The organism is Neisseria viridiae, assembly GCF_962747995.1.
GTDB lineage: Bacteria > Pseudomonadota > Gammaproteobacteria > Burkholderiales > Neisseriaceae > Neisseria > Neisseria viridiae.
This window is the reverse complement of record NZ_CAUJAJ010000009.1, coordinates 26,435-40,758: the sequence shown is the minus strand read 5'-3', so window position 1 is coordinate 40,758 and position 14,324 is coordinate 26,435. Positions and strand designations below refer to the sequence as shown.

At 55.1% G+C, this 14,324-nt stretch carries 13 protein-coding genes, 1 tRNA gene and 1 pseudogene; 5 read left to right on the top strand and 10 right to left on the bottom strand.

What is annotated here, in order from left to right; translation table 11 throughout:
• Positions 1 to 21: 21 nt before the first annotated feature.
• The 6 genes from ispC to Q9J79_RS06580 all read right to left on the bottom strand — a co-directional run bounded on the left by ispC (position 22) and on the right by Q9J79_RS06580 (position 4,878).
• Positions 22 to 1,257 carry a 1-deoxy-D-xylulose-5-phosphate reductoisomerase gene (ispC, locus tag Q9J79_RS06605; RefSeq protein WP_301911774.1) on the bottom strand — a complete coding sequence of 412 codons (1,236 nt, stop codon included), beginning with the start codon at positions 1,255 to 1,257 and terminating at the stop codon, positions 22 to 24.
• A 4-nt stretch (positions 1,258 to 1,261) separates the two neighbouring features.
• Complete coding sequence (locus tag Q9J79_RS06600) at positions 1,262 to 2,059, bottom strand: phosphatidate cytidylyltransferase (protein WP_301911775.1); 798 nt, start codon at positions 2,057 to 2,059, stop codon at positions 1,262 to 1,264.
• A gap of 2 nt (positions 2,060 to 2,061) precedes the next feature.
• Positions 2,062 to 2,808: an undecaprenyl pyrophosphate synthase gene (uppS, locus tag Q9J79_RS06595; RefSeq protein WP_301911776.1), complete on the bottom strand. Its 747-nt coding sequence runs from the start codon at positions 2,806 to 2,808 to the stop codon at positions 2,062 to 2,064.
• Between the two features lie 55 nt (positions 2,809 to 2,863).
• Positions 2,864 to 3,421 carry a ribosome recycling factor gene (frr, locus tag Q9J79_RS06590; RefSeq protein ID WP_301911778.1) on the bottom strand — a complete coding sequence of 186 codons (558 nt, stop codon included), beginning with the start codon at positions 3,419 to 3,421 and terminating at the stop codon, positions 2,864 to 2,866.
• A gap of 180 nt (positions 3,422 to 3,601) precedes the next feature.
• Positions 3,602 to 4,729, bottom strand: coding sequence for an FUSC family protein (locus tag Q9J79_RS06585; protein WP_301911779.1), 1,128 nt, complete (start codon positions 4,727 to 4,729; stop codon positions 3,602 to 3,604).
• 73 nt (positions 4,730 to 4,802) lie between these two features.
• A tRNA-Thr gene (locus Q9J79_RS06580) sits at positions 4,803 to 4,878 on the bottom strand.
• Between the two features lie 258 nt (positions 4,879 to 5,136).
• Between Q9J79_RS06580 and Q9J79_RS06575 the strand changes: the two genes are divergently transcribed.
• The 3 genes from Q9J79_RS06575 (at position 5,137) to Q9J79_RS06565 (ending at position 7,213) form a co-directional block, all read left to right on the top strand.
• A complete protein-coding gene (locus Q9J79_RS06575; RefSeq protein WP_301673881.1) occupies positions 5,137 to 5,622 on the top strand; it encodes a hypothetical protein in 486 nt (161 codons plus the stop codon).
• 95 nt (positions 5,623 to 5,717) lie between these two features.
• The gene (gene rsmG / locus Q9J79_RS06570) at positions 5,718 to 6,341 is read left to right on the top strand and encodes a 16S rRNA (guanine(527)-N(7))-methyltransferase RsmG (RefSeq protein WP_301673882.1); all 624 of its coding nucleotides are present in this window, start codon (positions 5,718 to 5,720) and stop codon (positions 6,339 to 6,341) included.
• A gap of 98 nt (positions 6,342 to 6,439) precedes the next feature.
• On the top strand, positions 6,440 to 7,213 hold the full coding sequence (locus Q9J79_RS06565) for a ParA family protein (protein WP_118997367.1): 774 nt from the start codon (positions 6,440 to 6,442) through the stop codon (positions 7,211 to 7,213).
• 793 nt (positions 7,214 to 8,006) lie between these two features.
• Here the strand turns inward: Q9J79_RS06565 and rnhB are convergent.
• The 4 genes and pseudogenes from rnhB to Q9J79_RS06550 form a co-directional block, all read right to left on the bottom strand.
• A complete protein-coding gene (rnhB, locus tag Q9J79_RS06560) occupies positions 8,007 to 8,591 on the bottom strand; it encodes a ribonuclease HII (RefSeq protein ID WP_301911801.1) in 585 nt (194 codons plus the stop codon).
• A gap of 67 nt (positions 8,592 to 8,658) precedes the next feature.
• Entirely contained in the window at positions 8,659 to 10,554 is a 1,896-nt protein-coding gene (gene mnmG / locus Q9J79_RS06555) for a tRNA uridine-5-carboxymethylaminomethyl(34) synthesis enzyme MnmG (protein ID WP_301911802.1), read from the bottom strand.
• Positions 10,555 to 10,760: 206 nt separating this feature from the next.
• Positions 10,761 to 10,823, bottom strand: a pseudogene (locus Q9J79_RS10450) (transposase); the annotation flags it as partial.
• Positions 10,824 to 10,881: 58 nt separating this feature from the next.
• A complete protein-coding gene (locus Q9J79_RS06550; RefSeq protein WP_301911780.1) occupies positions 10,882 to 12,309 on the bottom strand; it encodes an alanine/glycine:cation symporter family protein in 1,428 nt (475 codons plus the stop codon).
• 159 nt (positions 12,310 to 12,468) lie between these two features.
• Here Q9J79_RS06550 and pdxA point away from each other — a divergent pair, with 159 nt between their 5' ends.
• Positions 12,469 to 13,458: a 4-hydroxythreonine-4-phosphate dehydrogenase PdxA gene (gene pdxA / locus Q9J79_RS06545; protein WP_301911781.1), complete on the top strand. Its 990-nt coding sequence runs from the start codon at positions 12,469 to 12,471 to the stop codon at positions 13,456 to 13,458.
• Positions 13,459 to 13,858: 400 nt separating this feature from the next.
• Positions 13,859 to 14,143 carry a GIY-YIG nuclease family protein gene (locus Q9J79_RS06540; RefSeq protein ID WP_003714649.1) on the top strand — a complete coding sequence of 95 codons (285 nt, stop codon included), beginning with the start codon at positions 13,859 to 13,861 and terminating at the stop codon, positions 14,141 to 14,143.
• The last annotated feature ends 181 nt before the right edge of the window (positions 14,144 to 14,324 follow it).

Here is a 14,324-nt window from a genome sequence, read left to right as displayed (position 1 = left end):
GATAACGGTGTTCAGACGGCATCAGCGCAGTGTGCCGATAAATGCCCGCGCCTGTGCGCGTGTCCGGGCATCTTGCGCCAAGAGCCCCCCTATATCGCCTATGCCGTCTGAAAAGTCTTGTGCGAGACAATGGGCGACGGTTTTGGCAATATCGGTAAACTTAATCTGTCCGTCCAAAAAGGCGGCGACGGCGGCTTCGTTGGCGGCGTTCAACACGCAGGGCGCGGCTCCGCCCGCATTCATGGCTTCATAGGCGAGTTTCAGGCAGGGGAAGCGGTCAAAGTCGGGCTTTTGGAAAGTCAGTGCGGACAATGCGTCGAAATCCAGGTCGCCGACACCCGAATCGATGCGCTCGGGCAGGCCCAAACAATAGGCGATGGGCGTACGCATATCGGGATTGCCCAGTTGCGCCAACACAGAGCCGTCGCGGTAGCGCACCATACTGTGTATCACGGATTGCGGATGGATGACGACTTCGAGCTTGTCAGGCGGACAGTCGAACAGCCAATGCGCTTCAATCAGCTCCAAACCTTTGTTCATCATGGTGGCGGAATCAACGGAGATTTTGCGCCCCATGCTCCAATTGGGGTGTTTGACCGCCTGGGCGGGCGTAATGCGGTCGAACGTGTTTAAATCGGCGGTCAGAAACGGGCCGCCGGAAGCAGTCAGGATAATCGAACGGATGCCGTGTTCGTTCAGACGGCCTGTGTAATCGCGCGGCAAAACTTGGAAAATGGCGTTGTGTTCGCTGTCGACGGGCAACACTGCCGCGCCGTTTGCGCGCGCGGTTTCCATAAACAACGCGCCGGAAACCACCAGCGTCTCTTTGTTCGCCAGATAAATGGTTTTGCCTTTTTGCGCCGCTGCGAGCGCGGAAGGCAACCCCGCCGCACCAACAATGGCGCACATGACACCGCCGCCTTCGCCGGCAGACGCAACATCGACCAATGCCTGCGCGCCGTGTAAAACCTGAGTTGCCGTGCCGTCGCGTTTCAACAGGGTTTCGAGCCGGGCGGCGTGTTCGGCATCGGCAACGACGGCATATTCGGGGTGGAACGTTTGACATTGAGCCGCCAGTTTCTCGACCTGCTTATGCCCTGCCAGCGCGAATACGCGGAATTTTTCGGGGTGGCGGGAGACAACGTCCAGCGTGCTTTCGCCTATGCTGCCGGTACTGCCTAATATGGTCAGGACTTGTGGTGTCATAATGAGGATAACTTTATACCGGATGCCGTCTGAAGCGTTTTCAGACGGCATAGAATCAATTTAAAACCGACATCATCGCCGCATAGACGCTGATAACGGCAATCAGGCTGTCGGTACGGTCGAACACGCCGCCGTGTCCGGGCAGCAGCTTGCTGCTGTCTTTGATGCCCGCCGCACGTTTGAGCCAGCTTTCCAACAGATCACCGCATACGCTGACAACGGTCAACACCAAACCGATTAACACGGTATCGAACCAACCTGTATCGAATGCCAGCCAGCCGGCACTTCGTACGGCAGTCATGTACACGGCCACGCAAACCGCACCGCCGATTGCGCCTTCCCAGCTTTTGCCGGGGCTGATTGCCGGTGCGATTTTGTGTTTGCCGAACGCCTTGCCGCTGAAATACGCGCAAACGTCGGCAACCCAGACTAGACCCATGACGGCGAGCAGCGGCAGGGCGTCATCGGGATGCGGGCGCAGGGATACGAGCGAGAACCAAAACGGCATGACCAAAAGCCAGCCGACGGCATAAACCTGCCAACCGCCGTTGAGCCTCCATTTGAATCTCAACCATAAAGGCATAACGGCGAGCCAAAATGCCAAAACAACATACCAAACCAAATTAGGCAGCATCCAGCCGCCCGCATAGGCAACCACGCCGAAAACCAAGGTTGCGGCGAGGTAATGGTTGGTTTTGATTTTGCACAAGCCGCCCATACGGGCATATTCCCACAAGGCAATCAGGGCAATCAGTCCGCAAAATGCAGCCCACAACCATTGCGGTGCGTAAAACAGCATGCCCAGCATCAGCGGCAGCAGCCACATGGCGGTCATTACCCGTTGTTTCAGCATATTCAGTTCCTTTGCTGTTCGATAGGCAGTTGCTCGGAGGTGCGTCCGAACCGCCGTTCGCGTTTTTGGAACGAAGCGACGGCGGTATCTAAGGCGGTTTCGTCGAAATCGGGCCACAGGATGTCGGTGAAATACAGTTCGGCATAAGCCATTTGCCAGAGCAGGAAATTGCTGATGCGCGTTTCGCCGCCGGTGCGGATGAACAAATCCGGTTCCGGTGCATCGCCCAGCATCAAGTGTTTCGCCAGCGTGTCTTCCGTAATCTCGGATACGCCTTCGGCAATCAGTTTGTTTGCCGCCTGCAAAATATCCCAGCGGCCGCCGTAATCGGCGGCAATGCTCAGGGTCAGGCCGGTATTGTTTGCCGTCAACGCTTCCGCTTCTTCGATGCCTTGCAGAATCTGCCAGTTGAAGCGTTCGCGGCTGCCCAATATCTTCAGGCGCATATTGTTTTCGTGCAGGCGGCGTACCTGTTTTTGCAAAGCCTGTAAAAACAGCCCCATCAGGAACGAAACTTCGTCTTCGGGGCGGCGCCAGTTTTCGGTTGAAAAGGCAAATACGGTCAGATATCGCACACCCAGTTTGGCGCAATGCTTCACCATATTTTCCAACGCGTCCAAACCGCGTTTGTGTCCCATTATGCGCGGGAGGAAACGCTTTTTCGCCCAACGGCCGTTGCCGTCCATAATCACGGCGATATGCCTCGGGATGGCGGTGTGTTCCAAAACGGCCTGCGTGCTGCTTTTCATGTCTGCCTTTCGCGGTTCGGCGTTCAAATGCCGTCTGAACGCCGGACCGTGCAGGTTAAACCGCCATCAAATCTTCTTCTTTGGCAGTCAGGAGTTTGTCGGCTTCGGCAATGTATTTGTCGGTCAGTTTTTGAACCGCCTCTTCGCCCCGGCGTGCCTCGTCTTCGGAAATTTCTTTGTCTTTGAGGAGTTTTTTGATGTGGTCGTTGGCATCGCGGCGCACGTTGCGGATAGAGACGCGGCCTTCTTCCGCTTCGCCGCGTACGACTTTAATCAGGTCTTTGCGGCGTTCCTCGGTCAGCATGGGCATCGGCACGCGAATCAGGTCGCCGACCGCTGCCGGGTTCAGTCCCAAGTTTGAATCGCGGATGGCTTTCTCGACTTTGGCCGCCATATTGCTTTCAAACGGTTTCACGCCGATGGTGCGCGCGTCCAGAAGCGTTACGTTGGCAACCTGGCTGACGGGGACCATGCTGCCCCAGTATTCGACTTCCACTTGGTCGAGCAGGCCGGTATGCGCGCGGCCAGTACGCACTTTCGCCAGATTTTCTTTCAGTACTTCGACCGAACGCTGCATCTTGCTTTCGGCTGTTTTTTGAATATCGTTGATCATATTGTTCTTTCGGTAAGATAAGGTAAGCGGGCAGCCGTCTGAAACGCGCTTCAAACCTTTCAGACGGTATGAAAACTGTTAACTGCGAATAGTACCGTTATTCGGGCATAACGACAAGGTAGGTGGATTGGGGATGCCGTCTGAAGCGGTAGGCGTTTCAGACGGCATCGTGTCCGGCCGTCAGCCGTGTTCCCGCGTTTCAAGCAGGCTTTGGCGCAGGTGTTGGCGTTCGTGGGCATCCAGCCATTTGCGGCGGGTGCGTTGCAGCAGGATGACGAGGGCGGAAATTTCCTGACGCATATTGGTGCTGAGCCAGAGGAAGCCCTGCCATTGGTAGTGGAGGTGCTCGGCGAGGGTTTCCAGTTCGGGGTTGATGGTGGTGTCGATGCGGATGCGGCGGGCGTGTCTGCCGTTGATAAGGGCGACGGTTTGTTGCAGGTCGGTTTGGAGCAGTGTGAAGTGGCGGTCGAGCAGCCGGATTTCGCTGCCGTTGAGTTTGGGAGATTGCAGCTTGGCGGCGGTGGTCAGGAGCAGTTCGGTGGTGTTGACGATTTTACGGTGGGCGTGCTGCATGGCTTCCATCATGGCGGGGCTGATGCGGCTTTCGCCCGATGTGGCGGCGAGGTGGCTGCGGCTTTTGACCATGCGTGCGTTGATTTGGCGCATTTTCGCCATGTTCTCTTCGAGGCGTTCGCGGGTCATGCGTCTGCCGTTGCTGATTTCGGCAATCATTTTGCTGCAGTCGGTCAGGTTGTCGGCAAGCATGAAACGCCACATCAGTGTGGATTTCAGCGGCAGCAGTTTGGCGGCGGCAATGGCGATGGCCGCGCCGATGAGGACGTTCATGGCGCGCATCAGGCCGCTGTCGAGCCAGTGGAGGCCGTTGTCGCCGATGAGCATACACATGGTCAGTCCCGCCAGCATAGGGACGTAGCCGTTTTTGCCGACCGCCGCCCAACCGGCCAGTGCGCTTGCCGTGCCGACGGTGAGGTAGAAGAGGAGGTTGCCGTGGAAATAATGCTGGTTCAGCCATAAAACGCCCAAACCCGCGCCCAGCCCGATAACTGTGCCGAGCATACGTTCCACCGCCTTGGAGTAAATCGCGCCTTGGAACTGGAGCATACCAAGGACGACGAAGACGGTCATACCTATCCATTCGCCGTGTTGGAGGTGGAACAGCCGGGCGGAGGCGGTGGCGAACAGGACGGCTCCGCCGAGCCGGACGGAGTGGATGAGGCGGCGGTGGCGGTAGCGTTCGTAGGAGTTGAGCCAGCGGCTGACGAGGCGGTTGCGTTGCGAGGTGTTCATATCGGTTGCCGTCTGAAGCGGAAATGCGAAAAAGCACAGGCTTCCCGGGGAAGGGAGGGTCTGTGCTTGGTATTGGTGCCGGAGAAGGGAATCGAACCCCCGACCTTCGCGTTACGAATGCGCTGCTCTACCGACTGAGCTACACCGGCGTTTTTCGTTATGATATATATGAACGGTTGTTTGTGCAACTTTTCGGGCGGGCGGCAAGGCAGTGCGCGGTATAGTGGATTAACAAAAACCAGTACAGTGTTGCCTCGTCTTAGCTCAAAGAGAACGATTCTCTAAGGTGCTCAAGCACCAAGTGAATCGGTTCCGTACTATCTGTACTGTCTGCGGCTTCGTCGCCTTGTCCTGATTTTTGTTAATCCACTATATAATTCGGTCTGTTTCGGAAGAGGGGGACGGCGATGTTTGTGAACGAGAAATATCCCTATGCGGCTTTGTTTGCGGGGCTAGTGTTTTTGACGCTGCCGTTCGCACTGTCGGTGCATGATGCCTTGGCATTTGCGTTCGGACGGACGGGGCTGCTGGTGTCGGTGTCGGACGGCGGATTCGGCTGGCGTGGCGGTTGGGACGGCACTGTTTGGTTTGTGTTCGGTGTGTTTGCGTTTTTGAATGTGGTTGTATCGGCGGGTCTGACGAAACTGGCATACAAAAAGATGATGCGGCGGCATTCCCGTTACGCGCTGTTTCTGTCGGGCGTGGCGGCTTGCGCGGCAGCAGCGGTGGCTTGGATTTTCGAGCTGTTGTTGGGCAGTGAGGCTTTGGGCGGGCTGCGCGGGGAGGCGGTGTCGGAATATGCGTTTGCCGTGTGGCTGGTGGCGATGCTGACGCTGCCCAAACGCCTGACGCGCGCGCCGGTGCAGCCGGTGGTGTTTCACAGGAAAAAATAGGTTGGAACGGGAATGCCGTCTGAAACGCCGATACGCGGTTTCAGACGGCATGTTTTTCCGTTAACATTACGCCTGAACATGGACAGGATAGGGATATGGAACGCAAAGAACGCCTGCGTGCAGGCATTGCCGCGATGGGGCTGGATATTTCGGAAACGGCACAGGACAGGCTTTTGGCCTATGTGGATTTGTTGAAAAAGTGGAACAAAACCTACAATCTGACCGCCCTGCGCGACGAGGAAAAAATGATTGTCCATCATCTTTTGGACAGCCTGACGCTGCTGCCCCATATCGAGGGTGTGCAGACGATGCTGGATGTCGGTTCGGGCGGCGGACAACCCGGCATTCCGGCAGCAGTGTGCCGTCCGGATGTGCAGATAACCCTTTTGGATGCGAATACGAAGAAAACAGCTTTTTTACAGCAGGCGGTTATCGAGTTGGGATTGGACAATGTGCGCGTGGTGTCGGGGCGCGTGGAGGCGGTTTCGGACGTGCGTGCCGATGTGGTTACCAGCCGTGCGTTTGCAGAACTGGCGGATTTTGTGTCTTGGACGGCGCATCTGTTGAAAGACTGCGGCTACTGGGCGGCGATGAAGGGCGTGTATCCGCAGGAAGAAATTGACCGCCTGCCGCAGGATGTGTGCGTCGAAAAAGTCCAAAGGCTCGACGTGCCGGGCTTGGATGCGGAACGCCATATCGTTATCCTGAGCAAGCGTTGAGCGCGCTTCAGACGACATGAATACCTTTTTTGTGCGGATAAAGGTAAAATTCCGCACTGTTTTTCTTTTTTCAACATCAGACGGGACACGGGCGGGACATGAGTGTGAACATCCTTGCCATCGCCAATCAGAAGGGCGGTGTGGGCAAAACGACGACGACGGTAAATTTGGCGGCTTCGCTGGCATCGCGCGGCAAACGCGTGCTGGTGGTCGATTTGGATCCGCAGGGTAATGCGACGACGGGCAGCGGTATCGACAAGGCGAGTTTGCAGTCCGGCGTTTATCAGGTCTTATTGGGCGATGCGGACGTGAAATCGGCGGCGGTACGCAGCAAAGAGGGCGGATACGCTGTGTTGGGTGCGAACCGCGCGCTGGCCGGCGCGGAAATCGAGCTGGTGCAGGAAATCGCCCGGGAAGTGCGTTTGAAAAACGCGCTCAAGGCAGTGGCGGAAGATTACGACTTTATCCTGATAGACTGCCCGCCTTCGCTGACGCTTTTGACGCTTAACGGGCTGGTGGCGGCGGGCGGCGTGATTGTGCCGATGTTGTGCGAATATTACGCGCTGGAAGGGATTTCCGATTTGATTGCGACCGTGCGCAAAATCCGTCAGGCGGTCAATCCTGATTTGGACATCACGGGCATCGTGCGTACGATGTACGACAGCCGCAGCAGGCTGGTTGCCGAAGTCAGCGAACAGTTGCGCAGCCATTTCGGGGATTTGCTGTTTGAAACCGTCATCCCGCGCAATATCCGCCTTGCGGAAGCACCGAGCCACGGTATGCCGGTGATGGCTTACGACGCGCAGGCAAAGGGTACCAAGGCGTATCTTGCCTTGGCGGACGAGCTGATGGCGAGGGTGTCGGGGAAATAGGTCAATCCAAATCGGGCTGCCCGTGCCTTTATGCTGTTTGGCCGAGTGCGTTAATATGGCGGATTAAAATAAAAATACTTATATCGTCATTTATAGTGGATTAACAAAAACCAGTACGGCGTTGCCTCGCCTTAGCTCAAAGAGAACGATTCTCTAAGGTGCTCAAGCACCAAGTGAATCGGTTCCGTACTATCTGTACTGTCTGCGGCTTCGTCGCCTTGTCCTGATTTTTGTTAATCCACTATATCGTCATTCCCGCAAAAACAAAAAAAATCAAAAACAGAAAACTGAAATATCGTCATTCCCGCGCAGGCGGGAATCTAGGTCTGTCGGTACGGAAACTTATCGGGAAAACGGTTTCTTTAGATTTTACGTTCCGGATTCCCGCTTTCGCGGGAATGACGGGATTAAAGTTTCAAAATTTATTCTAAATAACTGAAACTCAACGAACTAGATTCCCGCTTTTGCAGGAATGGCGGTTTGGAAGTTACCTGAAATTCAAAAAAAAAAAAACGGAAACCGGATGGATTGGATTCCCGTCTGCTCGGGAATGATGGCTTTTAGGTTTCTTTTTTGATTTTCTGTTTTTCGCGGGAATGACGGTTGGGAAGTTTTCTGAAACTCAAAAAAAACGGAAACCGGACGGATTGGATTCCCGCCTGCGCGGGAATGACGGATTTTAGGTTTTTTTTGATTTTCTATTTTTCGCGGGAATGACGGTTTGGGTTCTTTCTCTTTGAAGTTGCGATGCTGAAAATGCCGTCTGAAGTTCAGACGGCATTTTTGTGCAGGTTTAAAACAAGGCCTGCTGCGCGAGCAGGTTTCTGACGGGGGCGAAGTCGCGGCGGTGTTCGGGCAGCACGCCGTATTTTTCGAGGGCTTCCAGATGCTGCTTCGTGCCGTAACCTTTGTGTTTGTCAAAACCGTATTGGGGATGGCGTTGCGCCAGTGCGTACATTTCCGCATCGCGTGCGGTCTTTGCCAAAACGGATGCGGCGGAGATTTCGATGATTTTGCTGTCGCCTTTGACAACGGCTTCGGCGGGGATGCCTAAATGTTCTGGAATGCGGTTGCCGTCGATGAATATTTTTTCGGGACGCACAGCCAAACCGTCAACGGCGCGTTTCATGGCGAGCATGGTGGCGTGCAGGATGTTGAGGCTTGCGATTTCTTCGGGCGTGGCGGCGGCGACGTGCCACGCGGACGCCTGTTCTTTAATCATTTCGGCAAGCGTGTCGCGTTTTTTCTCGCTGAGTTTTTTGGAGTCGGTCAGTCCGGGCAGGTCGAATGTTTCCGGAAGGATGACGGCGGCGGCAAACACGCTGCCGACTAAAGGCCCGCGTCCTGCCTCGTCCACGCCGGCGGTCAGTATGTGCATGATGTTTCCTGTCGGGATGGTACGATGCCGTCTGAAAAGGGTTTCAGACGGCATCGCGCCGATGTGTTTATTTCGCGTCTTTAAACCCGCGCTTCAAATGCACCATCAGCAATGCCACTGCCGCAGGCGTTACACCGGAAATGCGGCTTGCCTGCCCGACGGTTTCGGGTTTGTGCTGATTCAGTTTTTGTTGCACTTCGGCGGATAAGCCTTTGACTTTGCCGTAATCGATGCCGTCGGGCAGCTTTAAGGTTTCGATGTCGCGGCGGCTGTCGATTTCTTCGTTTTGGCGGTCGATATAGCCTTGGTATTTGACTTGGATTTCGACTTGTTCGACCACTTCGGCGGAGAGATTTTCAGACGGCATCGCGCCTTCGAGCGTCATCAGCGCGGCGTAGTCGAGGTTTGGGCGGCGTAACAAATCGTGCAGGTTGGCTTCGCGGCTGAGTTTTTGTCCGAATACGCGGATTTGTTCGCTTTCGGCGAGTTTCTGCGGTGTGTACCACATTGTTTTCAAACGTTGGATTTCGCGTTCGATGGCTTCGCGTTTTTCGTTGAACATGCGCCATTGCGCTTCACCCACCAAGCCGACTTTGTAGCCGTCTTCGGTCAGGCGCATATCGGCGTTGTCTTCCCTGAGTTGCAATCGGTATTCGGCGCGGCTGGTGAACATTCGGTAAGGTTCGTTCACGCCTTTGGTGATGAGGTCGTCCACCAATACGCCGAGATAGGCTTGTTCGCGGCGCAGCAGGAGCGGGTCTTGTTCGCGGACGTATTGCACGGCGTTCACGCCTGCAAGCAGGCCTTGCGCGGCGGCTTCTTCGTAGCCGGTGGTGCCGTTGATTTGTCCGGCGAAAAAGAGGCCTTGGATGGTTTTGGTTTCGAGGCTGGCTTTGAGGTTGCGCGGGTCGAAGTAGTCGTATTCGATGGCGTAACCGGGGCGCAGGATATGGGCGTTTTCGAGGCCTTTCATGCTGCGCACGAGGGCGATTTGGATGTCGAACGGCAGGCTGGTGGAAATACCGTTGGGGTAGTATTCGTGGGTGGTCAGGCCTTCGGGCTCAAGGAAAATCTGGTGGCTGTCTTTATCGGCGAAACGGTTGATTTTGTCTTCGATAGACGGGCAGTAGCGCGGGCCGACGCCTTCGATTTTGCCGGTGAACATGGGGCTGCGGTCGAAGCCTGAGCGGATGATGTCGTGGGTTTGCGTGTTGGTATGTGTAATCCAGCAAGACACTTGGCGCGGGTGCATATCGGCGCTGCCGCGTACAGACATTACCGGAACGGGTGTGTCGCCGGGCTGTTCGGTGAGCTGGGAAAAATCAATCGTGCGTCCGTCAATACGCGGCGGCGTGCCGGTTTTCAGACGGCCTTGCGGCAGGTTCAATTCGCGCAAACGGCCGCCCAAGGATTTGGCGGCGGGGTCGCCCGCGCGTCCGCCTTCGTAGTTTTCCAAACCGATGTGGATTTTGCCGGACAAAAACGTGCCGGCGGTCAGCACCACGGCGCGGGCTTTAAATTCCACGCCCATCGCGGTGATTACGCCGCCGATGCGTTCGCCCTCGAGCGTTACGTCTTCGACGGCTTGTTGGAAAAGGTCGAGGTTTTCTTGGTTTTCCAACATCTCACGGATGGCGGCTTTATATAGGATACGGTCGGCCTGCGCGCGTGTGGCACGAACCGCCGCGCCTTTGCTGGCGTTCAGGCGGCGGAATTGGATACCTGATTTGTCGGTTGCCAACGCCATTGCGCCGCCGAGCGCGTCGAGTTCGCGTACCAAATGCCCTTTGCCGATGCCGCCGATGGAAGGGTTGCACGACATTTGTCCGAGCGTTTCGATATTGTGTGTGAGCAAAAGCGTTTGCGCGCCCATACGGGCGGCGGCGAGTGCGGCTTCCGTGCCGGCGTGTCCGCCGCCGACGACGATAACGTCGTAGGTTTTGGGGTAAATCATGTGGGTCATGTGTGTCTTGCCTGACGGTGTTTCAGACGGCATTCCAAGCAGGATGCCGTCTGAAAAACGAAACGGATTCAAAAGTAAAGGGTTGGGATTGTACGCTTGTTCGCCCTGTTTTTATAGTGGATTAAATTTAAACCAGTACAGCGTTGCCTCGCCTTAGCTCAAAGAGAACGATTCTCTAAGGTGCTGAAGCACCAAGTGAATCGGTTCCGTACTATCTGTACTGTCTGCGGCTTCGTCGCCTTGTCCTGATTTAAATTTAATCCACTATACAGTGCGCGGAAAGGGAAAAGCCGCTTCGTGAAGAAGCGGCTCGTGTATGTTCAGGATTTACCAGATGTCAGATTTGATGCGGCGTTTCAGACCAGGATGTTCGGAAAGTTTGAATTCGGGGTCTTTGCCCATTTTCAGCTTGGCGGTGTAATCGCGCAGCAGCATAAACGCCAGTGGCGAGAGCAGCAGGATGGCGACGAGGTTGATCCACGCCATGATGCCCATCGCCATATCCGCCATATCCCAGACCAAAGGCACATTGGCAACCGCGCCGAAATAGACCCACGCCAAAACCAGCATACGGAAAACGGCGGTAATCAGCCAATGGCTTTTGATGAATTGGACGTTGGACTCGGCATAGGCATAGTTGCCGATAACGGTGGAAAAGGCAAACATAAACAGGATGACGGCGAGGAAGCCCGCGCCCCATTGCCCCACTTGGCTGACGATTGCCGCCTGCGTCAGCGCCGCACCGCTCAAATCGCCATAAGGCTGTTGGTAAATCAAGATGATGAAGGCGGTGCAAGAACAAACGATGATGGTATCGACAAACACGCCCAGCATTTGAATCATACCTTGCGAAACAGGGTGTTTCACTTCGGCGGCGGCGGCGGCGTTCGGCGCGGAACCCATACCCGCCTCGTTGGAATACAGGCCGCGTTTGATGCCCATCATCATCGTTTGCGAAATCAGACCGCCGAGGAAGCCGCCTGCTGCCGCGTCGAATTTGAACGCGCCCGAAAAAATCTGACCGAACACGTCCGGAATCATCGGAATATTGGTCAAAATGATGAAAAGCGCGATAAAGAGGTACAAAACCGCCATCAGGGGCACGACGATTTCCGCCGCTTTAGATACGCGCCGGATGCCGCCGAAGATAATCGGCGCGGTTAAAATCACCAGGGCAACGCCGACATAATGAGGCTCCCAGCCCCACGCCGCTTTGACGGTATCGGCGATGGTATTGGTCTGAACCGCTTCAAACACAAAGCCGAAACAGAAAATCAGGCTCAGGGCGAACAACACGCCCAGCCATTTCTGCCCCAGCCCTTGAGTGATGTAGTAGGCGGGGCCGCCCCGGAAATGGTGGTTGTCGTAGTCGCGGACTTTAAAGAGCTGCGCCAGCGAAGATTCGACAAACGCCGAACTCATACCGATTAAGGCGGTTACCCACATCCAAAACACCGCGCCCGGCCCGCCGACTTTGATGGCGATTGCCACGCCCGCGATATTGCCCACGCCCACGCGGCTGGCAAGGCCGGTTACAAATGCCTGAAACGGCGTGATGCCGTGAGGGTCGTCCCCCTGTTTGCGGCCGCCGAGCATTTCTTTGATGCTGCGTCCGAACAGGCGGAATTGGACAAAGCCCGTGGTTACGGTGAAGAAAAGCCCCGTACCCAAAAGCATATAGACCAAGTACGACCACATCGGATCGTTGATGGCGCCGACCCAGCCGTGCAGCCATTCGGTAAAGTTTCCGTTCATATTGCTTCCTTAAAGTTGAAACCCGCACATATTGGCGGTATGTAAGCAGGGTTTAAATTTTGTAAACGCCCATTCTAGCAGATTGTCAACAAAATCAGAAAAATTTACATCGCCGCGCGGCTGCGGCGTTAGAATCGCATTTTGTTTGGAGCAAACACGATGAAACAGCCTGTTTTTGCCGTTACTTCCGGCGAGCCTGCCGGCATCGGCCCCGATATTTGTTTGGACTTGGCATTTGCACGCCTGCCCTGCCGCTGCGCGGTATTGGGCGACAAACACCTTTTGCGCGCGCGCGCCGAAGCCTTGGGCAAAAGCGTCGTCCTGCGCGATTTCGATCCGGAATCAGGCGGCGCGGCATACGGCGAGCTGGAAGTGCTGCACATCCCGACCGCCAAAGCGGTTGAGGCGGGCAAACTCAATCCCGCCAACGCCGCCTATGTGCTGCAACTCCTAGACACCGCGCTCGCAGGCATTTCAGACGGCATTTTCGACGGCATCGTTACCGCGCCGCTGCACAAAGGCATCATCAACGACGCGCGCGCAAGCACAGGTTTTTTCAGCGGACACACCGAATATCTGGCGGAAAAAAGCGGCACGGGGCAGGTCGTGATGATGCTTGCCGGCAAAGGCCTGCGCGTCGCCCTCGTAACGACCCACCTGCCGTTGAAAGACGTTGCCGCCGCCATCACGCAACCGCTGATTGAAAGCGTCGCACGCATTTTGCATCACGACTTAAAACACAAATTCGGCATCAAAAATCCCAAAATCCTAGTCGCCGGACTCAACCCCCACGCCGGCGAAGGCGGACACCTCGGACACGAAGAAACCGACACCATTATCCCCGCGCTCGAAAACCTGCGCCGCGAAGGGATAAACCTTGCTGGCCCGTATCCGGCGGACACATTGTTCCAGCCGTTTATGCTCGAAGGTGCGGATGCCGTATTGGCGATGTACCACGACCAAGGGCTGCCCGTGTTGAAATACCACAGTTTCGGGCAGGGCGTGAACATCACGCTGGGTCTGCCCTTTATCCGCACCTCCGTCGATCACGGCACCGCACTCGATCTGGCGGCAACCGGCAGGGCGGATTCCGGCAGCCTGATAACTGCCGTGGAGACCGCCGTCGAGATGGCGCGCGGCAGCCTTTAAAGATAATAAAAGACCCGTCATTTCCGCGCAGGCGGGAATCCGGACCTTTGGGCAGCGGCAATATTCAAAGATTATCTGAAAGTTTGAGGTTCTAGATTCCCGTTTTCACGGGAATGACGAAAGGTTGCGGTAATCCGGTTTGTTCGGTTTCGGTTTTTTTTTTTTTGAGGTTTCGGGCAACTTCTAAACCGTCATTCCCGCGCAGGCGGGAATCCAGACCTTGAGATAGCGGCAATATTCAAAGGTTAGCTGAAGCTTTAGAGATTCTAGATTCCCGCTTTCGCGGGAATGACGAAGAGTTGCGGGAATGATGGAAAGCTATGGAAATAACGAAGTGTTAAAGTAATCACGGGATGGTGTTCGTAGGAATATAAATTTAAATAATTCAAAAGGATATCATATGCAGCCTGCGGTTTATATTTTAGCAAGCCAACGTAATGGCACGTTGTATGTTGGAGTTACATCTGATTTGGTGCAACGTATTTACCAACATAGGGAGCATTTGGTTGAGGGATTTACATCACGGTACAACGTTACTATGCTGGTTTGGTATGAACTGCATCCTACGATGGAGAGCGCAATTACTCGGGAAAAACAGTTGAAGAAATGGAACAGGGCTTGGAAATTGCAACTAATTGAAGAAAATAATGTTTCTTGGCGGGATTTATGGTTTGATATTATTTAGCCCGTCATTCCCGCGTAGGCGGGAATCCAGACCTTTGGGCGGCGGCAATATTTAAAGATGATAAAAGCCCCGTCATTCGCGTATGCCGTAAAAAATGCCGTCTGAAATTGTTTCAGACGGCATTGCAGGTATACGAAACCATGTAAAAAAGAGGTTCTGCGGAACAGAACCTCTTTTTGCC